The sequence below is a fragment of the Ciceribacter thiooxidans genome (assembly GCF_014126615.1).
GTDB lineage: Bacteria > Pseudomonadota > Alphaproteobacteria > Rhizobiales > Rhizobiaceae > Allorhizobium > Allorhizobium thiooxidans.
Genome location: NZ_CP059896.1, coordinates 2,234,985 through 2,254,505 on the forward strand (window position 1 = coordinate 2,234,985; position 19,521 = coordinate 2,254,505).

Consider the following 19,521-nt stretch of genomic DNA (forward strand, 5'->3'; position numbering starts at 1 on the left):
AGGCAGGAGAGGACGACCTACATTCATGAGCATGACGAAGACGTCCTTTGCCTCGGCCTCGTCGGCGATCGTGGAGCGCGACGGCCGCTTTCTCCTCGTGCGCCGGCTCAATCCGCCCGCCGCCGACCTCTATGCCTTTCCGGGCGGCAGGGCCGAACCGGGCGAGACACCCGCCGAAACGGCGCTGCGCGAACTGCAGGAGGAGACTGGCTTGCGCGGAGAGAACCCGCGGCTCTTCCACCGTTACGAACTCGCCGCCGAGGCGGAGAGCGGCAGCGGCGGCTTCGTCCTCTCGGTCTTCCTGGTCGATGTGACGGACGACACCGAGGCGCTCGCCGCCGACGATGCCGCCGATCTAGGCTGGTACCGGCCGGACGAGATTGAAGGCTTGCCCGTGCCGCCGAGCATTCTCGACTGCCTCGAACGGCTGGCGCGTGGCCGCGATGAGCGCTGACCTCAACGCGCGCCCGCGCGTCTCCGCCGCCATTGCCGCTGCCCTTCTCGTTGCGTTGTCCGGCACCCGGCCCGCCGCGGCACAGGAGGCATCGCCGGCGCCGCCCGTGGATTCGCAGGAGAAGCCCGCACCCTATGACACCCAGCTGATTCGCCTCTCGGAGGTCATCGGCGCCGTCCAGTATCTTCGCAATCTCTGCGCCGAGTCGGGCGAACCGCAATGGCGCCGGCAGATGGAAAAGCTGCTCGAAACGGAGACCGCCGGCGAGCCGAAACGCCGCGAACGCATGGTTGCAGCCTACAATCGCGGCTATCGCTCCTTCGCATCGGTCTATACGACCTGCACGCCTTCGGCCGTCACGGCCGCCGAACGCTACCGTGCCGAAGGCGCAACACTTGCCACGGAAATTGCTACCCGTTACGGAAATTAGCGAATAATTAACCTGTTTCGACACGACCCCGTGTCGTTTCAGGAAAAGGCTGCTAGTGTTGTTAACACGTGAGTAAGAACTGACCGCATCGAGGATGAGTATCATGGAACCGCGCCGCAACGACATCGACGACATGATCGTTCACGAGAAGATGCAGGCCGCCCTTGAGTACCAGAATGAAGCCTGGGCGGACGGTATGGCCGACGGCATCGAACCGGAAATCATCGCCGACGCGGCCTTCGCGCTTGCCATGCGCGAGACGATTCGCATTCACGGAGAGGAAGGCGCCGAGGCAATCCTCGAACAGCTCAAGGCCCGCATGGTCGCAGGCGAGTTCTCCCCGACGCGTTGCATCCAGTAATCGACAAAGAGGGACGGCGATGAAAAAGGCGTCCGCCCGGGCCAGCCGGAATCATAATCTGCGTCGTGTGGCCGCCATCCTTCTCGCCGGCGTGACGCTCATCAGCGCAGCCGGAAGCGCCGCCGCACTCTCCGAGCTGAAGCAGATCGGCGGACAGCCGGCGCAGGCCCCCGTCCCCACGGCCGAGGACGTGCCCGGGAGCGCGCCGCCCTCCGGCAGTGTCACCGGCATTCCCGATCCCGACCCGCTGATCAGCACACCGACCGACGACCCGAATGCGACAAGCGGAGTCGAGGAGGCGCCCGAGGACCAGGGGCCGCCGCCCGAAGTCATCTACGACATCGAAAAGGCGCCGGAGCCGGTGCGCAAGCTGCGGCAGCTGATCATCGAGGCCGCCGCATCCGGCGACATCGAGCGGCTCAAGCCGCTTCTCAATCTCGGCCCGAACCAGACGCAAGTCATGCTCGATTCGGCCGATCCCGATCCGATCGCCACGCTCAAGGGGCTTTCCGGCGACAGTGAGGGCGTCGAAATCCTCGCGATCCTGCTCGACGTGCTCTCCACCGGCTTCGTCCACGTCAATGCCGGTACGCCGGATGAAATGTATGTCTGGCCCTATTTCGCCGAGAAGCCGCTCGCCACGCTGACGCCGCCGGAGAAGGTGGAGCTCTTCCGGATCGTCACCGCCGGCGACTTCACCGACATGCAGGAATCCGGCAATTACAATTTCTTCCGCGTCGGCATCTCGCCGGACGGTCAGTGGAAATTCTTCACCGCCGGCGACTGACGCCGGCGCTTGCCGTTTGTCCGCCGAGACCTTAACTCTCTGACATCGCAATTTCGGAAAATCGCAGACGATGCCAGCAGCGTTTCTTCCCGACCGCGCCCTGATCCGGATTTCCGGACCGGAGGCCGAGCACTTTCTCCAGAACCTCGTCACCACCGACGTGGCGGCGCTGCCTGCCGGTGAAGCCGGGCCCGGCGCGCTCCTGACCCCGCAGGGGAAAATCCTCTTCGATTTCCTGATTGCGCGCGACGGCGACGGCTTCCTCCTCGAAACCGCGACCGGCCAGCAGGCCGACCTGGTCAGGCGGCTCACCATGTACAAGCTGCGCGCGGCGGTCACCCTCGCGGCAGAACCGGAAGCCGGCGTCACCGTCTCCTGGGGTGGGGAGCGAGACGCCACCGCTCTCCTCGACAAGCGCTTTGCCGCCGCCGGAACTGTGCTCGGCCGCCGGCCGGGCCGGCACGCCGGAGAAGACGATGGCAGCTATCTCGATCTCCGGATCGCTGCGGGCATCGCCGAATCGGGCACCGACTTTGCACTCCAGGACGCCTTTCCGCACGACGTCCTGATGGACCGCAACGGCGGCATCGGTTTCAAGAAAGGCTGCTATGTCGGGCAGGAGGTCGTCTCACGGATGCAGCATCGCGGGACGGCCCGCCGACGCGTCGTGCTCGTCGGCGGCGAGACGGCCCTGCCCGCGACGGGCACGGAAATCACCATCGGCGGAAAGCCGGTCGGCACGCTCGGTTCCGTCCGCGGAGCGGCGGGCCTGGCCATCGTCCGCATCGACCGCGTCGGAGAAGCGCTTGCGACGGGCGTGCCCGTGCTCGCCGGCGAGACCGCGGTCGCCGTCAGCCTTCCGGCCTGGTCGGGGCTCGACTTCCCGACGGCCGCCGAGGAGGCCTGACCGGTGCCGCCGCTCACGCAGATGAAGTCGCGGGCCTGGCAGCGGATGCTCTCCGGCCGGAGGCTCGATCTCCTCGACCCCTCGCCGCTCGACGTCGAGATCGGCGACATCGCCCACGGCCTTGCCCGCGTCGCCCGCTGGAACGGCCAGACCTCCGGCGACCATGCCTTTTCCGTTGCCCAGCACAGCCTGCTCGTCGAGGACATTTTCCGCCGCAGCCACCCGAAGGCGAGCGCCGACGAGTTGCAGATGGCGCTGCTGCACGATGCCCCGGAATATGTGATCGGCGACATGATCTCGCCCTTCAAGGCGGTTGTCGGCGGCGACTACAAGGTGGTCGAAAAGCGACTCGAGGCGGCCGTCCACCTGCGCTTCGGCCTGCCGCCGCATCCCTCGCGCACCCTCAAGGACGAGATCAAGAAGGCGGACCGGATCGCCGCCTATTTCGAGGCGACCGAACTTGCCGGCTTCGAGCCGGCGGAGGCGCGGAAATTCTTCGGCCAGCCGCGCGGCTTCGACCGCTCGACGATGATGGTCACGCCGCTCCCTGCCTTCGAAGCCCAAAAACGTTTCGTCGAGCGCTTCGAGGCAATCGAGGCGGCGCGGGTGCAGGCAAAGAAGGCAGCACCATGAGCGCGATCGTCGTCTCCCCCCTCGCCCGTATCGCGGAGATGGCCGTTCGCCACAAGGCGCGGGAAATGATCAGCCTGCTTGCGGAAGGGCAGGATTTCCATCGGCCCGGTGTAATCGATCCGGCGCGGCACCTGAAGCTCGGGGTCAACGACATCGCCTTCGCCGGCACTGGCGATCTCGTGGCGCCGCAGGAAGTGCATGTCTTACAGATCATCGATTTCGCACGGAATTGGGACCAGGCCGCTCCGCTCGTCGTCCACTGCTGGATGGGCGTGTCGCGCTCGCCGGCGGCAGCGCTCGTCGCAAGCCTCGCCGTCAGGCCCGACGACGACGAGATGGAACTCGCTGCGCGCCTCCGGCAGGTCTCGCCATACGCCACGCCGAACGCCCGGATCGTCGAGATCGGCGACCGGTTGCTCGGGCGTGGTGGCCGGCTCGTCGCGGCTGTGAAAGCGATCGGCCGCGGCGCGGATGCCGACGGCAACGCACCCTTCGTGCTACCGCTCCTGCCGGCCGGAGAACGGCTGCCATGACGGCGGGGACGGGTTCGCCAATCGAGATCAGCCTCGACGCGGCGATCGTCGCGGTCTCCGGCGGCAATCCGCAGATCCTCGTCGTCAGCGATGCGTCGAGCGAGCTCGAGAGCCTGCCTTTCGGACCATTCGACCCGGCGCGCTACCGCACCATGGAGATGTCGCTGCGCGTCGCGGTGGAGGCGCGCACCGCTCTCCACATGGGCTATATCGAGCAGCTCTACACCTTCGGCGACCGCGGCCGGCACAAGATGCCCGGTGACGCGGGCCCGCATCTCGTTTCGGTCGGCTATCTGGCGCTGACGCGCATGGACCCCGAGCGGACGGCGGCGCTCTCCGCCGCAGGCGTGCACTGGCGCGACTGGTACAGCTATCTTCCGTGGGAGGACTGGCGCCAGGGCCGCCCGGTCCTCCTCGACCAGGTCATCTTGCCGGCCTTGAGGCAATGGGCGGAGGAGGCAGGCGGCGATCCCGCGGGCGCCGCCCGGCTGTCGCGCCGCTCGCGCATCAAGCTCGCCTTCGGCCTCGACGATTTCCCGTTCGACGAGGAGCGGGTGCTGGAACGCTACGAGCTGCTCTACGAGGCCGGCCTCATCGAGGAGGCCGTCGCCGATGGCCGCGTCTGGCATACGGGACTGGCTGCCCGGCTCGGCGTACCGATGCGCTTCGACCACCGCCGCATCATGGCGACGGCGATCGCCAGGCTCCGCGGCAAGCTCAAATACCGCCCGGTCGTCTTCGAGCTGATGCCGCCGGAATTCACCCTTACCGAGCTGCAGGCGACGGTGGAGGCGATTTCCGGCCGCCATCTCCATAAGCAGAATTTCCGCCGCCTCGTCGAGGGTGCAGAGCTGGTCGAACCGACCGGCGGCACCATGGCTGCGACCGGCGGTCGGCCGGCCGCGCTCTTCCGCTTCCGCCACCAGATCCTCGAGGAACGCCCCGCTCCCGGCCTCAAGGTCGGAGGACGCAGCATCGGTTGACCTCGCCGGCGGGTGCCCCATGTAGCCACTGGGACCAACGGCAAGGGAGCACCGGAATGGAGTCACAGGCCAACGAAGCCGTACTCGCAACCCAGGCGGCGCTGGCACAGGCGAGCCGGCTCGCGGTACAATATTCTTTTTCGATCATCGGGGCGCTGCTGCTGCTTCTCGCCGGCTGGTGGCTGTCATCGCTGCTCAGCCGGTGGACGCACAGGGGCCTGTTGCGCGTGCGCGGCATAGACGAGACGCTTGCGCGCTTTTTCGCCAATGTCGTGCGCTATGGCGCGCTGCTTCTCGTCTTCGTGACCGTACTCGCCCAGTTCGGCGTGCAGACGGCATCGATCATCGCGACCCTCGGCGCCGCAGGCCTCGCGATCGGCCTTGCGCTCCAGGGAACGCTACAGAACATCGCCGCCGGCATCATGCTGCTCGTACTCCGCCCCTTCCGCGTCGGGGAATATATCGACACCGGGGCGATCTCGGGCACGATCATTGAGATCGGCCTTTTCGCGACGGAACTGCGCACCCCCGACGGGCTCTACCGGCTGGCACCGAACTCCACACTGTGGAACGTGCCGATCACCAATTTCAGCCGCGAGGCCACGCGCCGCTTCGAGTTCAAGATCGGCATCGGCTATGACGACGATATCGACCTCGCCGAGGGCATCATGCGCGACCACGCCGAGTCGGACCCCCGCGTCCTCAAGGACCCACCCGTCACGACCCATGTCGACCAGCTCGCCGACAGCGCAGTCGTCCTCACGCTGTGGTACTGGACGAAATCGTCGGACTTCTGGCCGACTTCACGCGAAATGATAAAGAAGGTGAAGAAGTCATTTGAACAGAACGAAATTTCTATCCCGTTCCCGCAGGTAACGTATCACGGACCGAAGCCACTGGTCGCACTCGCCGAACGGCTGACCGAGGCGCCGGAGGACAGATGAGCCATCCGGGCGCCCGACCGAGGCGCCTCAGGCGATCGTGATGTCCAGTCCGATATCGAGCGTCGGCGCGGCCATGGTGATCTTCGAGGTCGAGATATAGTCGACGCCCGTCTCCGCGATCGCGCGAATGGTCGAGAGGTTGACGTTGCCGGAAGCCTCCAGCATTACCCGGCGGCCTGCAGCCCAGTAGCCCGCCTCGTCGAGACCGCTGTGGGTCCGGTTGATCGCCACTGCCTCGCGAAGCGTTTCAGGCCCCATGTTGTCGAGCAGGATCGCGTCCGGTTCGGCCGCAAGTGCCTCGCGCATCTGTTCAAGCGTATCGACCTCCACCTCGACCTTCACCAGATGGCCGGCATAGCCACGGGCCGCGTGCACCGCCTCGGCCACGCCGCCACAGACGGCGATGTGGTTGTCCTTGATGAGGATCGCGTCGTCGAGGCCGAAGCGGTGGTTCGAGCCGCCGCCGAGCCGGACGGCGTATTTCTCCACCGCCCGAAGTCCCGGCAACGTCTTGCGGGTGCATGTGACCCTGGCCCGTGTATGGGAGATCTCTTCGGCGAAGCGCGCCGTGTAGGAGGCGACACCCGAAAGATGCATGAGGAAATTGAGCGCGACGCGTTCGGCCGAGAGCAGCGAGCGGGCCGGGCCGCTCACCCGCGCGATCGGCGTTCCGGGACCGACCCGGTCACCGTCTGCGGCAATCGCCTCGAAGGCCACGGCGGGATCGACGATGCGGAAGGCCGCACGGGCAAGCTCGATGCCCGCGACGACGCCCTCCTCCCGGCTGTTCATCTCGGCCGTGGCAACCCGTTCCGGTGCGATCGTCGCATAGGTGGTGATGTCGCCGGCGCGGCCGAGATCCTCGACGAGCGCCGCCTTTACCTGGTCCTCGATCATCAGCGCCGGAAGGACGGGCCGGAAGGTCTCTGCGGTCATGGTCGTCACTCCCCTTGTCCTGTTATCCGGCGATCTCGGCGGCCGTCTGCTCGGCATCCTTCAGCGTCATGTAGGTACGGTGGCGCCAGCTCTCGACCGTGTCGGGGCGGTCGGCGCGGAAATGCCCGCCGCGGCTCTCCTGACGGCGATAGGCGGCGGTCGCGATCAGTTTTGCCGCGGCCACCATGTTGGAAAAGCGGATGCGGGTGTTCTCGCGCTCCAGCCGCGCGATGTCGCGGATGAGGTCTTTCAGCCCGTCACCTGTGCGGATGACGCCCGCCTCCGCCGACATCCGCCGGCGCAGTTCGGCAAGCTGCGGGCTGTCTTCCAGGGTCACGAGCTCGTCGTTCTCGCCGGCGTTCTTCGGCCATTCGTAGAGGGTCGATTCCGGCAGCATGCCCTTGATGTTCTCGGCGATGCGGGCGGCAAAGACGATGGCTTCGAGCAGCGAGTTGGACGCGAGCCGGTTCGCACCGTGCACGCCGGTCGAGGTGACCTCGCCGGCCGCCCAGAGTCCGTCGACGGTCGTCTTGCCGTCGGCATCCACGAGCACCCCGCCCATGTGGTAGTGGACGGCCGGAACCACCGGGATCGGCTGCGTGACAGGGTCGATGCCCGCCTCCATGCAGGAGGCGTAGACGGTCGGGAAGAGTTCGCGGAAATGCGCGCCGACCGCCTTGGTGCAATCGAGGAAGGCGCCGCGGCCCGCCTTCACCTCGGCGAAGACGCCGCGGGCGACGACGTCGCGCGGGGCGAGCTCGGCATCGGGATGCAGGTCGGTCATGAAGCGATGGCCGGCGGCATTGACGAGGATCGCACCGTCACCGCGCAGTGCCTCGGTCGCGAGCGGTGCGGGATCGCGGCCGATGTCGATGGCGGTCGGATGGAACTGGACGAATTCCGGATCGGCGACCATGGCGCCCGCCTTCGCGGCCATGCCGAGGCCGGCGCCGCGCGCCTCCGCCGGATTGGTCGTCACCTGGTAGAGATGGCCGACACCGCCCGAGCACATCACCACCGCGCGCGCCGGAAAGGCGACGCGGGTCTTGGACTTGCCGGCGTCGGGCCTTGCGATGACGCCCGAGACGAAGCGGCCCTCGACAGCCAGCTCCTCGACGACATAGCCTTCCATGACGCGGATCGACGGCGTGCTGCGGACGGCGGCGATCAAGGCTTCCATGATCGCCTTGCCGGCCTGGTCGCCCTTCACCCGCACGATGCGGCGCTCGGAATGGGCGGCCTCGCGCGAGAGCAGGAGCTTGCCTTCGAGGTCGCGGTCGAAAGGAACGCCGTAGGAAAGGAGATCGCGGATACGGTCCGGCCCCTCCGAGATCATCAGCCGGGCGATCTTCTCGTCGACGATGCCAGCACCGGCGGCGAGCGTATCGGCGAGATGCTTCTCGACCGTGTCGCCGGGGCTCATCGCCGCGGCGATACCGCCTTGCGCCCAGGCGGAGGAGGCGCCGTGGCCGATCGGCGCGGCGGCCAGAACGGTGACGGGACGCGGCGCGAGCTTCAGCGCGCAGAACAGGCCGGCAAGCCCGCCCCCGACGATCACGATGTCGTCGATGCCCTGCCACGACTGCGGCCGGATGGATTCGATATTGGTGGGCATCTGACTGGTCTCCCCGGCCCAGGGCCGATCTTGCGGGTACTGCTATTGCTTGAGGTTGATCATGCGCTCGACGGCAAGCCGGGCACGGCCGGCGATCGCCGGATCGACGGTGACTTCCTCCGTCATGAAGAGCAGGCTGTCGAGAATCTTCGGCAGCGTGATCCGCTTCATGTGCGGACAGAGGTTGCACGGCTTGACGAAGTCGACGTCCTTCACCTCCGCCTGGATGTTGGAGGCCATCGAGCATTCGGTGACCAGCAGCACGCGGCCCGGGCGCTTCGTCTTGACGTAGTCGATCATGCCCGAGGTCGAGCCGGCATAGTCGGAGACCGCAAGCACGCTCGGATGGCACTCCGGATGAGCGACGATCTCGATCGACGGATCGGCGGCCTTGTATTCGAGAAGCTCCTCGGCGGTGAAGCGCTCGTGCACCTCGCAGTGCCCCTGCCACGTCAGGATCTTCTTTTTCGTCTTCTTGGCGACATTCATCGCCAGGTATTCGTCCGGGATGCAGAGCACGGTGTCCGATTCGAGGCTGTCGACCACGGCGACCGCATTCGACGAGGTGCAGCAGATATCGGTTTCCGCCTTCACGTCAGCCGAAGTGTTGACGTAGGTGACGACCGGGACGCCGGGATAGCGCGCCTTCAGCGCCCGCACGTCGTCGCCGGTGATCGATTCAGACAGCGAGCACCCTGCCCTGCCGTCCGGGATGAGCACCGTCTTCTCCGGATTGAGCAGCTTCGACGTCTCGGCCATGAAGTGGACGCCGCACTGGATGATGATCCCGGCATCGACGCGGGTCGCGTCGCGGGCGAGCTGGAGCGAATCACCCTTGATGTCGGCGACGCAGTGGAAGATTTCCGGCGTCTGGTAATTGTGGGCGAGAATGACCGCACCGCGCTCCTTCTTCAGCCGGTTGATCGCGTGCACATAAGGGGCGAAGACCGGCCATTCGATCGCCGGGATGAAGCTCTTCACGCGCTCGTAGAGATGCTCGGTTTCCTTGGCCACGGCCGGGGTGAAGGAAAGGTCCGGGCGCTCCAGAATTCCGTATCGTTCGGCGGCACTGCCAGCCGGCGCCTTTGCGGCGGTCGCACCTTGCACCTGTTGCATCCTGATCTCCCTGCCGTCGCCGGCTTCCATTTATGCTCAATTTGAGCATAAGCAAGGTCAAAGAAAACCGGCGCGTGCCGGTACGCTCGATTTAGAAACTTTTGTGACAAGTTGCAAGAGGCGGTGTCGTTCCGATGACATGACATGGCGGCACGGCGGGCGGCGGAGCCGGCATTGCGCTTCGGCCGGGACGCGGGTACGGGAGGAGAGAAGCCGCCCTCCACGCTCCTGCAGGACCCCCGCCGATGTCCCGTCCTCCGATCGCCGATGCCTTCGCCCCGCATGAGGCGCTTGCGGCAGAACTCCTCGCCCATGCCACGGAGAGCGATGACGGTTCGCACGACGTCGCCCACGTTCTGAGGGTGTTCCGCAACGCCATGCGGATCTCCGGCGACGAAGGCGGCGACACCCGCATTCTTGCTGCTGCGGTCCTCCTGCATGACTGCGTGGCGGTCGAGAAGAACTCGCCGCTCCGGGCGAGCGCCTCGCGGCTGGCGGCAGAGAAGGCGGCAACGATCCTCGCCGGCCTCGGATGGGCGGCGGCAGACATCGGCCGCGTCGGCCACGCGATCGAGGCCCACAGCTTTTCCGCCGGCATCGTGCCCGAGACACTGGAAGCAAAAATCCTGCAGGATGCCGACCGGCTCGACGCCATCGGCATGGTCGGTGCGGCGCGCTGCTTCTACATCGCCGGCCGGCTCGGCTCGGCGCTCTACGACCCGGCCGACCCGCTCGGCGAGAACCGCCCGCTCGACGACAAGCGCTTTGCGATCGACCATTTCGAGACGAAGCTCTTCCGGCTCGCCGACGGTTTCCAGACGGAAAGCGGGCGCGCGCTCGCACGCGAGCGGCACGAGCGCCTCCGCCACGTCCTCGACCTTTTCATCGACGAAATCTGAGGGATCATCATGCAGGTCAGCCAACTGAACATCTATCCGCTGAAGAGCGCCCGCGGCATTCCCTTGCCGGCCGCCGCGATCGACGCTCGCGGGCTTGGCGGCGACCGGCGGATGATGCTGACGGGACCGGACGGCCACTTCGTCACCCAGCGTGAACTGCCGGATCTCGCCCGCCTCACGGCACTGCCCGCCACTTCCCATCTCATGCTGCGCCTCGATGACGGCCGCGAGATGATGGTGGCGCCGCCGCATCCCGACCGCCGCATGGATGTCGCCGTGTGGAAATCGATCATCAGCGCCGCCGTCGCCGACGACAGCGTCAATGCCCGCCTTTCGGACTGGTTCGGACGGGAGCTGAAGCTCGTCTTCTTCGACGGCGCGGCGCAGCGCACCGCGAGCGCCGAGTGGGCCGGCCCGGAGACGCCGGTTTCGTTCGCCGACGGCTACCAGGTGCTCGTCACCACGACCGGTTCTCTGAAGGCGCTCAATGCCGACATGGAGGCGCACGGCGAGGGCTCCGTCGGCATGGAGCGCTTCCGCCCGAACATCGTCATCGACTGCGACGAGGCCTGGGCCGAAGACCGCTGGGCGGCCATCGAGATCGCCGGTGTGCGGCTCGACCTGGTAAAACCCTGTTCGCGCTGCATCATCACCACGCAAGACCAACAGACCGGCTCCCGCGAGGGCGCCAATCCGATGCCGGCGATGGGCCGCATCCGCATGTCCGCCGACCGCCGCGTTCCCGGCCCGCTGTTCGGCTGGAACGCCGTGCCCCGTAGCGAGGGAAAGATTGCGATCGGCGATGCCGTGACCGTCCTTGATACACGGGCCGAAGGCTGGGCGATCAAGCAGCGGTGACCACCGCTGGCCCGCGACCCATCAAATCACCGCACCCCAACATTGACGGCCATCAATTCCGCTGATGGTTCATTCAGGAAAAAGCACTTTTCCGTGATCCTGAGGCGCTCTATCGTCTGCGGCCGAAACAGGAGACGGAATCCATGACCACGACCGTGCGCAGTCCCATGCCCTGGCTGATCATCGTCAGCGGCTCGCTGATCGCGATGATGACCTTCGGGCCTCGCTCGGCCATGGGTTTCTTCCAGTTGCCGATGCTTTCCGACACCGGCTGGGACCGCTCGACCTTCGGGCTCGCGATGGCGATCCAGAACCTCGCCTGGGGCCTCGGCCAGCCGTTCTTCGGTGCGATGGCTGACAAGTACGGCACCGGCCGGGTGCTGACCCTTTCCGGCGTACTCTATGCCGTGGGCCTGACCGTTATGGCCCACGCATCCTCGCCGGTCTGGCTGCATATCGGCGGTGGCCTGCTGGTCGGCTTTGCCGTCGCCTCGGGCTCCTTCGGCATCGTTCTGTCGGCCTTTGCCCGTAACGTCACGCCCGAGCAGCGCTCCTTCGCCTTCGGTATCGGGACCGCCGCGGGATCGGCGGGCATGTTCCTGTTTGCGCCGCTCAGCCAGGCGCTGATCTCCAATTTCGGCTGGTCGGACAGTCTCGTCTGGCTCGGCGCCCTGATGCTGATCGTGCCGCTGCTCGCCTACCCGCTACGCGGCAACGCCAATTCCGGCACCCAGTCGAAGGCGCAGGCCCAGCAGACAGTCGCCGAAGCACTGCGGGAAGCGCTCGGTCACCGCAGCTATCTGCTGCTGACCAGCGGCTTCTTCGTCTGCGGCTTCCAGGTCGCCTTCATCACCGCCCATTTCCCCGCCTATCTCGGCGACATCGGCATCGACGCCCGCTATGCGGTGATCGCCATGGCGCTGATCGGCTTCTTCAACGTGATCGGCTCGCTCGCTTCCGGCTTCATCTCGCAGCGCTATTCGAAGCCGTACTTCCTCGCCTTCATCTATGTCGCCCGCTCAGTCGCCGTCACGGCTTTCCTGCTCCTGCCGCAGACGCCGCTGTCGGTGATCGTCTTCGCGATCGTGATGGGGCTGCTCTGGCTCTCCACCGTGCCGCCGACCAATGCGCTCGTCGCCATCATGTTCGGCACCCGCCATCTCGGCCTGCTCGGTGGTTTGGTGTTCCTCTCCCACCAGATCGGCTCCTTCCTCGGCGTCTGGATGGGCGGCTACCTCTACGATCGCATGGGCTCCTACGACACCGTCTGGTGGTTCGGCGTGGCGCTCGGCGTGTTCGCCGCCATCGTCCACTGGCCGATCGCCGAACGTCCGGTGGACCGCGCACTGCCGGCGGCGGCGTGAGTCTTCACGATCGAACACATTTTTTAGCAATTGCGGCAGAGGCGATTATTTTTTGCCGCAATGCACCCACAATCGCGATGTCACAAAATATTATTTTATTTTTCATCCACTGAAGGTTGACGAAAAAGCACCTCGCGCCTACCTTGAGCCAGCTGGTTCGATGGCGGACCAACAGATTCAACCCGGGAAGCTCGTTCAGCGAGTCCCTGCCAAAAGGAGGTCAGCGAAATGCGTGTTGTATTCCTTCATGCCGCCCGTCCTTGGCATCTATCCCCCAATGGCGTGCGCACGGCCGGCAAATGCCGATCCGTGTGTCGAATGTGACGCCGAACAATCACTGAACTTCACAAGCTGAGTCCAACGATTGTCCGCGCGGGATGCGCGGGCGGGGATATTGATTATGGAAAAGAGAGTTATCGAATATGCCGGAGTCCCGGTCGGGATTTCCGTTCCCGATGGTGACAGGGTCAAGTTCATCGCGGTCAAGTTTCCGGTCATCGAACTGGATGGCGGCACCTACCGCAACATCGTCGAGCTGCAGCTCGCGATTCATGACCACATGAAGAAGAACGGCAGAGACGGTCAGGCGGTGTTTTCGCAGGCCGCCACTGCGCTCTCCGGCTCGCCGGAACGCAAGGCCTTCAATGCCGCCTGAAGAAACCCCTCGCGAGCCGCGCCGGGCGTGATGCCCCGCGGCTCGTAGACATGCCTGCCGAGAAAGAACCCCGTCAGTCGAAAAGCATCGGCCAGGTTCTCGGACGTCGCGGCACGCGATGCACCGGCGCAGAGAAAAGGCGGGAGCGCCAGCATCTTGTCGGCCCATGGCGCGCCGGCATCGCGACAGACGGCGCGGCCCGATTTCGGAGAGACGTAGACGAGGTCTTCCCGCGTGCCGGTCGCCGCACACTGGGCGAGATCGAGCCCGAAACCCAGATCGTTCAGCACTGCAAGCTCGAAGCGGATGAAGAGTTCGCCGGCCGCCTGCGCCTCGTGCAGGTGGTCGAGGATGATGTCGAGCATGCCGAAGAGATGCGGATGCGGATCGCGCTCCGGAAGGAGCCTGAGCAGGGCCGCGAGCGCCTGCACGCCGTAAACGGCGGTCGCCGTCTCCATCAGCCTCGCGGCCCGCAGCGTCAACGGTTCCACCCGGTATTCACCGAGATGTTCGTCGAGGCGTGCCCGCCAGACGACGTCGAGGCGGTTTCCCGGCTGCAACATCGGTTGCATGGTGCGGGAACGTCCGCCGCGCACGAGGCCGAGATGCCGACCGTGCTCGCGGGTCATCATCTCGGCGATGATGCTCGTCTCGCCGTGGCGCCGGGCGCCCAGGAATATCGCTTCGTCACTCCATTGCATGATGTCGTTCTATACCAGATCGGCCTCCGGGCACAGGTCCGCGAGGTGGAGAAAGCAATCCGGCGGCGAATTCCCGCCACCTGCGCGATACATTTCATCAGGAATCGGTATAGTAGCCGAAGCACGACGCCCTCCCCGATACGAGCTTCCCCCGAATGTCATCTGACGACCGTCCGTCGACCGAAACCGCGCTCGAACCAGGCCTGCTGACGCGGCTGCCGACACCGCTGCGCTGGACGGTCCTGCTCCTGCTTTCGGCAGTGCTTGCCGCGATACTGGAAGAGATCGGCATTCCCGGCGCGCTGCTGCTCGGGCCCATGCTGGCCGCGATCGCGGCTGCAACCAACGGCGCACGCCTCTCCGTGCCGCGCATCCCCTATTTCGCCGCGCATTCGATGATCGGCTGCGTGATCGCCCGCGCGCTGGACCTGAAAATTGCCGAAACCTTCCTGCACGGCTGGCCGCTCTTTCTCTCGGTGGTGCTGGCGATCGTGCTCGCGAGTACGGTCACGGGTTATCTCATGGCCCGCAGCGGCGTCCTGCCCGGAACCACCGCGATCTGGGGTACGTCCGCGGGCGCCGCCTCGGCGATGATGCTGATGGCGGAGGCCTACGGCGCGGATGCGCGCCTCGTCGCCTTCATGCAGTATCTCCGCGTGGTCTGCGTCGCCTCCGCCGCCTCGGTGATCGCAGCACTCGCCTTCCACGCCGCCGGCGGCGAGGCCCAGCCGCTCGACTGGTTCCGCGCGGTCGACGTGTTCGCGCTTTTCGAAACGCTTGCGGTCGCCTTCGCGGCGAGCGCCGTCGGCGCGCTGCTCAAGATACCGGCCGGAACCATGCTGCTGCCGATGATCGCCACCGCCGCACTCTCGACGACGGGCCACCTGCAGATCGAGCTGCCGCCATGGCTACTCGCCATTTCCTACGGCGTGCTCGGCTGGAAGATCGGCCTCGGCTTCACCCGGCGCATTCTCCGCCATGCGACCAACGCCCTGCCGCAGATCATGCTCTCGATCGTCGTGCTGATTACCTTTTGCGGTACGCTCGCGGTCCTGCTCTGGGCGACGCTCGGCGTCGACCTTTTGACCGCCTATCTCGCGACCAGCCCCGGCGGGCTCGATTCGGTCGCGATCATCGCCGCCTCGACGCCGGTCGACATCTCCTTCGTGATGGCCCTGCAGACGGCACGTCTCTTCATCATCATCCTGATCGGGCCACCGATCGCGAAGATGGTGGCGCGGCGGCTGAAGACCTGACAGCAGCCCGGCCGGTCAGCCCTTGGGGAATTCGAGGCCCATTTCGCGATAGCGCTCGGGATCGTTGCCCCAGTTCTCGCGGACCTTGACGAACAGGAAAAGATGCACCGGCTGCTCGAGGATTTCCGAGAGCTCCTTGCGCGAGGCGGTGGAGATCGCCTTGATCGCCTCGCCGGCCTTGCCGAGCACGATCTTCTTCTGGCTCTCGCGCTCGACATAGATCACCTGCTCGATGCGCACCGAGCCATCCTTGCGCTCTTCCCACTTCTCCGTCTCGACGTGCGAGGCATAGGGCAGTTCCTGGTGCAGCCTCAGGAAAAGCTTCTCGCGGGTGATCTCGGCGGCGAGCTGGCGCATCGGCAGATCCGAGATCTGGTCCTCCGGATAGTACCAGGGGCCTTCCGGCAGCGTCGTCGCCAGATAGTCCATGAGGTCGTCGCAGCCAGACCCCGTCGTCGCGGAAACCATGAAGGTGCGCTCGAACTTCACTGCCTCGTTGGCCGCGGCGGCAAGCTTCAGCAGCTGTTCCGGCTGCACCCGGTCGATCTTGTTGAGCACGAGGATCTTCGGCTGCGGAACGTCCTTCAGTGCTTCCAGGATCGCCTCGGCATCGCCGCGCAGCCCCCTCTCGCTGTCGATCAGGAGCAGGATCAGGTCGGCGTCCTTGGCACCGCCCCAGGCGGACGTCACCATCGCCCGGTCGAGCTTGCGCCGCGGCTTGAAGATGCCGGGCGTATCCATGAACACGATCTGGGCGTTCTGGTGGATGGCGATGCCACGCATCACCGCGCGTGTCGTCTGCACCTTGTGGCTGACGATCGACACCTTGGCGCCGACCAGGCGGTTGACGAGCGTCGACTTGCCGGCATTGGTCGGGCCGATCAGGGCGACGAAGCCCGAATGCGTCGGCTGATCGCCGGAATGCTCGCCGCCGGCGGCGGCCATGTTGTCATTGTCGGTCATAGATATCCATCAGCCTCAAGGGGCGGTTTTCTGCCAGACGCCCTCGCGCTCCAGCATTTTCGTGGCAGCAACCTGTTCGGCCGCGCGCTTGGAACGTTCGGTTCCCGTTTCGGGGGCGACCCCCGGAATTTCGACGGTCACGGTAAAGCGCGGATCATGATCCGGTCCGCTGCGTTCCGCAACCTTGTAGATCGGCGTGACTGCGTGCCTGGCGTGCGCCCATTCCTGCAGCTCCGTCTTGGCATCCCGCCGTGCGCCGTCGGCGCGGGCCGCCCTCGCGCTCCAGTGCTTCAGCACGAAGGCACGCGCGGCCTCCAGGCCGGCATCGAGATAGATCGCGGCAATCAAGCTTTCCACCACGTCGGCGCGGACATTCAGCATGTTCTTGCCGGTGAGCTTCTTGACGTCGGCACCGGTGCGGATGAAGCGGTGAAGCTGCAGCTCGTCGGCAATCGCCGCGCAGGTCTCGGCACTGACGAGCTGGTTGAAGCGGACGGAAAGCTCGCCTTCCGTCGCGCTTTTGAAGGAGGAAAACAGAAGCTCCGCGATGCAGAGGCCGAGCACGCGGTCGCCGAGGAATTCCAGACGCTCGTAATCGCCGCCCCGGGCGAGCGTCGCGCTCGCATGGGTGAGCGCGCGGTCGAGCCGCTGCTTGTCGGCGAAGGAGTAGCCGATCACGGCCTCAGCCTGTGCCCTGTCCTCGGCCGAGAGCCCCCTCGCCTTCTTCATTGAACGACCTTGAACAGCCGATCCCAGCGCATGTTGGCCGGCCACTTCCAGACCTCGCGGAACGACGTGTCGTTGCCGAGCGAGAAGAAGATCATCGACGCACGGCCGACGAGGTTCTCGGCGGGCACCATGCCGACGTCGAAACGGCTGTCGAGCGAGTTGTCGCGGTTGTCGCCCATCATGAAGTAATGGCCTTCCGGCACGATGAACTCACGGGTGTTGTCGCCGCGCGAGGTCGGTGACTGGTCGAGCGTGTCGTAGCTTACGCCGTTGTCGAGCGTCTCGCGGAAGACCGGCACGTCCGCGCCCGGATCCTGGCGGTAGTCGGAGGTGAAAGTGCCGTCGGGCTGGCGCGGCACCGGCTGGCCGTTGACGTAGAGCACGTCGTCGATCACCTGGATGCGGTCGCCCGGAAGCCCGATCAGACGCTTGATGTAGTCGATGTCCGGGTTCGGCGGGAAGCGGAAGACCACGATGTCGCCGCGCTTCGGCTCGCTGGCGAAGATGCGGCCTTCAAAGAGGTCGGGAGAGAAGGGCAGCGAATACTTCGAATAGCCGTAGGCGAACTTGTTGACGAAGATGTAGTCGCCGACCAGCAGCGTCGGCATCATCGAGCCGGACGGAATGGTGAAGGGCTGGAAGAGGACAGTGCGAATGATCACCGCCAGCAGAAGAGCCTGGATGATGACCTTGATGTTTTCCCACAGCCCACTGGCTTTCTTTTCAGCTTGCTCGGTCACGCCGCTTGGTTCCTTCTTCGCAAAATTATGCCCTGTCTAGTCTCTTCGGCCCGCGGCGGCAACGGCAAAGCCCGTGAAATTCCGCCGCACCGCCGCCGGAATAAAGCCCGACGCTCCGTCACCGCGCGACCGGTCGCGCTTCGATGACCACGAAGGCCTGGGCGTAGGGAAATTCGTCGGTCATGGTGAGATGGACCACAGCCTCGTGGCCTGCCGGCGTCATGGAGCGCAGGAGTTCCGCCGTCGCGCCTGTCAGCACGAGCGAAGGCTTGCCGTGTTCGGAATTGATGACGCCGATGTCCTTCCAGAAGACGCCTTGCGACATGCCGGTGCCGAGCGCCTTGGACAGCGCCTCCTTGGCGGCGAAACGCTTGGCGTAGGAGGCTGCGCGGTTCTTGCCGGCATCGGCGCGCTGACGCTCGGCGTCGGTGAAACAACGCCCGGTGAAGCGCTCGCCGAAACGCGCAATCGAGCGCTCGACGCGCCGGATGTCGGCGAGATCGCTGCCAATGCCGATGATCATGAAGCCCCCTGCATTGTGTCGGACATCATCGCGGCCCCGGTTCGGGTGATCGCGAGCGGCCCGGCTCCGCCGGCAGGGACAGCGGCGAGGCGGACGACAAACATGCGCCCGGCGGGGGGCGCATGGAAATCCGGAGCTTTTCGGCGACGACGAGACATGGGGCACATTTAGTGTATCTGTCCGTCGTCACACAAGGGCGGACCGGCTTCAATCACCGGATCGGCACCATTTCCCGGCCACGCCCGTCGCGGGCACGCAGGTCTTGCAGGCGATCAGCGGCCGCTACGGAACAGGCCGCGGTCGATCTGCCGCTGGCGGTATTCCAGATCGACGAGGTCGCGCGAGCCGTTCAGATAGGCTGCTTCGCGTTCGGCGATGGTCGGGACGTGCAGGGCGCGGGCCAGTTTACGAATGGGAGCAAACATTGTCTTCCCTCTCTTCTTTCATCATTTCCACTGGTCACGAATATAATGGTGCAGCGCACAAAGCACCACGCATGGAAGCGGTGCCCAGCCATGCGGAAAACGCATGTCGAGACGTTTGACGCGACGGTTCTGCTTAATTGCGAGGCAGCAGCTTTGGTCGGATTTCGTCGTCCCAGATCAGATCGCGGCATGCGGCGAGCTTCTCCGCCGGAAGCCGAAAGCGGCGGTCGTCGGAACCGAAACGCGCACCGGCCGGCAGGGCCTCCTCGCCGTCGCAGAGCGCAAGGCCGGCGGGAACGTCGACCATCAATGCACCGGAGGCCTCCCGCCGCATCGTGAAACGGCCGCCGTCGCATTCGACGGCACAGTCGAGCACCGCCGCCTTACCCGAGACGGGGCGGCAGCCGCCCGAAAGCTGAAAGGCATCGGAAACGCCGCGGAACCGGAATTCGAGATTGACGATGCTCTCCGCATACGGCCAGTCCGGCCGGTAGGCGAGAACGCGCATCTCCGTCACGTTCTGCTGCGGATGACCCTGCAAATGCGTCTTGTCATAGCGCCGGGCGAAGCAGGCGGAGGCGAGCTCGCCGGTGCGCAGCGGCTGACCGTAGAGTAGGGTCTCGTCACCCTCCGCCGCAGTGGCCACCGGCACGGCGGCAAGCATCGCCAGAATGGAACCGATCACCGCCGTCTTCGACATCGCCTTCGA

Annotated in this window: 24 protein-coding genes; 14 read left to right on the plus strand and 10 right to left on the minus strand. The window is 65.7% G+C overall.

What is annotated here, in order from left to right:
- The first annotated feature begins 31 nt into the window (after positions 1-31).
- The 9 genes from H4I97_RS10815 (at position 32) to H4I97_RS10855 (ending at position 6,032) form a co-directional block, all read left to right on the plus strand.
- The gene (locus H4I97_RS10815) at positions 32-454 is read left to right on the plus strand and encodes an NUDIX hydrolase (protein ID WP_182307611.1); all 423 of its coding nucleotides are present in this window, start codon (positions 32-34) and stop codon (positions 452-454) included.
- Positions 444-884 (plus strand): TIGR02301 family protein, encoded by a 441-nt coding sequence (locus H4I97_RS10820; protein ID WP_182304632.1) that lies wholly within the window; start codon positions 444-446, stop codon positions 882-884. The genes H4I97_RS10815 and H4I97_RS10820 overlap by 11 nt, the downstream gene beginning before the upstream one ends.
- A gap of 103 nt (positions 885-987) precedes the next feature.
- Complete coding sequence (locus H4I97_RS10825) at positions 988-1,245, plus strand: hypothetical protein (RefSeq protein WP_182304633.1); 258 nt, start codon at positions 988-990, stop codon at positions 1,243-1,245.
- 19 nt (positions 1,246-1,264) lie between these two features.
- A complete protein-coding gene (locus H4I97_RS10830; RefSeq protein ID WP_182304635.1) occupies positions 1,265-2,032 on the plus strand; it encodes a hypothetical protein in 768 nt (255 codons plus the stop codon).
- A 70-nt stretch (positions 2,033-2,102) separates the two neighbouring features.
- A complete protein-coding gene (gene ygfZ / locus H4I97_RS10835) occupies positions 2,103-2,939 on the plus strand; it encodes a CAF17-like 4Fe-4S cluster assembly/insertion protein YgfZ (RefSeq protein ID WP_182304637.1) in 837 nt (278 codons plus the stop codon).
- Between the two features lie 21 nt (positions 2,940-2,960).
- Positions 2,961-3,572, plus strand: a complete 612-nt coding sequence (locus H4I97_RS10840) for an HD domain-containing protein (RefSeq protein ID WP_182307612.1) — start codon at positions 2,961-2,963, stop codon at positions 3,570-3,572.
- Positions 3,569-4,105 (plus strand): tyrosine phosphatase family protein, encoded by a 537-nt coding sequence (locus H4I97_RS10845; RefSeq protein ID WP_182304639.1) that lies wholly within the window; start codon positions 3,569-3,571, stop codon positions 4,103-4,105. Before H4I97_RS10840 ends, H4I97_RS10845 begins: the two co-directional genes overlap by 4 nt.
- Entirely contained in the window at positions 4,102-5,088 is a 987-nt protein-coding gene (locus H4I97_RS10850) for an NUDIX hydrolase (RefSeq protein ID WP_182304640.1), read from the plus strand. The genes H4I97_RS10845 and H4I97_RS10850 overlap by 4 nt, the downstream gene beginning before the upstream one ends.
- A 56-nt stretch (positions 5,089-5,144) precedes the next feature.
- Complete coding sequence (locus H4I97_RS10855) at positions 5,145-6,032, plus strand: mechanosensitive ion channel family protein (protein ID WP_182304642.1); 888 nt, start codon at positions 5,145-5,147, stop codon at positions 6,030-6,032.
- 27 nt (positions 6,033-6,059) lie between these two features.
- Here H4I97_RS10855 and nadC read toward each other — a convergent pair whose 3' ends face one another.
- Genes nadC through nadA form a run of 3 tightly spaced genes read right to left on the minus strand, consistent with a single transcriptional unit; the run spans position 6,060 to position 9,699 of the window.
- Complete coding sequence (gene nadC, locus H4I97_RS10860) at positions 6,060-6,968, minus strand: carboxylating nicotinate-nucleotide diphosphorylase (RefSeq protein ID WP_182304644.1); 909 nt, start codon at positions 6,966-6,968, stop codon at positions 6,060-6,062.
- 22 nt (positions 6,969-6,990) lie between these two features.
- On the minus strand, positions 6,991-8,583 hold the full coding sequence (locus tag H4I97_RS10865) for an L-aspartate oxidase (RefSeq protein WP_182304645.1): 1,593 nt from the start codon (positions 8,581-8,583) through the stop codon (positions 6,991-6,993).
- A 42-nt stretch (positions 8,584-8,625) separates the two neighbouring features.
- A complete protein-coding gene (gene nadA / locus H4I97_RS10870; RefSeq protein ID WP_129331396.1) occupies positions 8,626-9,699 on the minus strand; it encodes a quinolinate synthase NadA in 1,074 nt (357 codons plus the stop codon).
- A 245-nt stretch (positions 9,700-9,944) separates the two neighbouring features.
- Between nadA and H4I97_RS10875 the strand changes: the two genes are divergently transcribed.
- The 4 genes from H4I97_RS10875 (at position 9,945) to H4I97_RS10890 (ending at position 13,475) form a co-directional block, all read left to right on the plus strand.
- The gene (locus H4I97_RS10875) at positions 9,945-10,598 is read left to right on the plus strand and encodes an HD domain-containing protein (protein WP_182304647.1); all 654 of its coding nucleotides are present in this window, start codon (positions 9,945-9,947) and stop codon (positions 10,596-10,598) included.
- A 9-nt stretch (positions 10,599-10,607) separates the two neighbouring features.
- Positions 10,608-11,456 (plus strand): MOSC domain-containing protein, encoded by an 849-nt coding sequence (locus H4I97_RS10880; RefSeq protein WP_182304648.1) that lies wholly within the window; start codon positions 10,608-10,610, stop codon positions 11,454-11,456.
- A 143-nt stretch (positions 11,457-11,599) separates the two neighbouring features.
- A complete protein-coding gene (locus tag H4I97_RS10885) occupies positions 11,600-12,820 on the plus strand; it encodes an MFS transporter (protein WP_182304650.1) in 1,221 nt (406 codons plus the stop codon).
- A gap of 400 nt (positions 12,821-13,220) precedes the next feature.
- Positions 13,221-13,475, plus strand: coding sequence for a hypothetical protein (locus tag H4I97_RS10890; RefSeq protein ID WP_182304652.1), 255 nt, complete (start codon positions 13,221-13,223; stop codon positions 13,473-13,475).
- On the opposite strand, the gene recO is transcribed toward H4I97_RS10890, so the two are convergent.
- Positions 13,403-14,176, minus strand: coding sequence for a DNA repair protein RecO (gene recO, locus H4I97_RS10895; RefSeq protein ID WP_182304653.1), 774 nt, complete (start codon positions 14,174-14,176; stop codon positions 13,403-13,405). The genes H4I97_RS10890 and recO overlap by 73 nt on opposite strands.
- A gap of 155 nt (positions 14,177-14,331) precedes the next feature.
- Between recO and H4I97_RS10900 the strand changes: the two genes are divergently transcribed.
- Positions 14,332-15,432, plus strand: a complete 1,101-nt coding sequence (locus tag H4I97_RS10900; RefSeq protein WP_182304654.1) for an AbrB family transcriptional regulator — start codon at positions 14,332-14,334, stop codon at positions 15,430-15,432.
- Between the two features lie 15 nt (positions 15,433-15,447).
- On the opposite strand, the gene era is transcribed toward H4I97_RS10900, so the two are convergent.
- From era to H4I97_RS10930, 6 genes are all read right to left on the minus strand, one after another.
- Positions 15,448-16,395 (minus strand): GTPase Era, encoded by a 948-nt coding sequence (gene era / locus H4I97_RS10905; RefSeq protein WP_182304655.1) that lies wholly within the window; start codon positions 16,393-16,395, stop codon positions 15,448-15,450.
- Between the two features lie 15 nt (positions 16,396-16,410).
- Positions 16,411-17,124, minus strand: a complete 714-nt coding sequence (gene rnc / locus H4I97_RS10910) for a ribonuclease III (protein WP_182304657.1) — start codon at positions 17,122-17,124, stop codon at positions 16,411-16,413.
- Entirely contained in the window at positions 17,121-17,864 is a 744-nt protein-coding gene (gene lepB, locus H4I97_RS10915) for a signal peptidase I (protein ID WP_182304658.1), read from the minus strand. Before lepB ends, rnc begins: the two co-directional genes overlap by 4 nt.
- A 118-nt stretch (positions 17,865-17,982) precedes the next feature.
- Entirely contained in the window at positions 17,983-18,387 is a 405-nt protein-coding gene (gene acpS / locus H4I97_RS10920) for a holo-ACP synthase (RefSeq protein WP_182304660.1), read from the minus strand.
- 272 nt (positions 18,388-18,659) lie between these two features.
- Positions 18,660-18,812, minus strand: a complete 153-nt coding sequence (locus H4I97_RS10925; RefSeq protein ID WP_182304661.1) for a DUF3563 family protein — start codon at positions 18,810-18,812, stop codon at positions 18,660-18,662.
- A 133-nt stretch (positions 18,813-18,945) separates the two neighbouring features.
- Positions 18,946-19,512 carry a hypothetical protein gene (locus H4I97_RS10930; protein WP_182304663.1) on the minus strand — a complete coding sequence of 189 codons (567 nt, stop codon included), beginning with the start codon at positions 19,510-19,512 and terminating at the stop codon, positions 18,946-18,948.
- Positions 19,513-19,521: the final 9 nt, after the last annotated feature.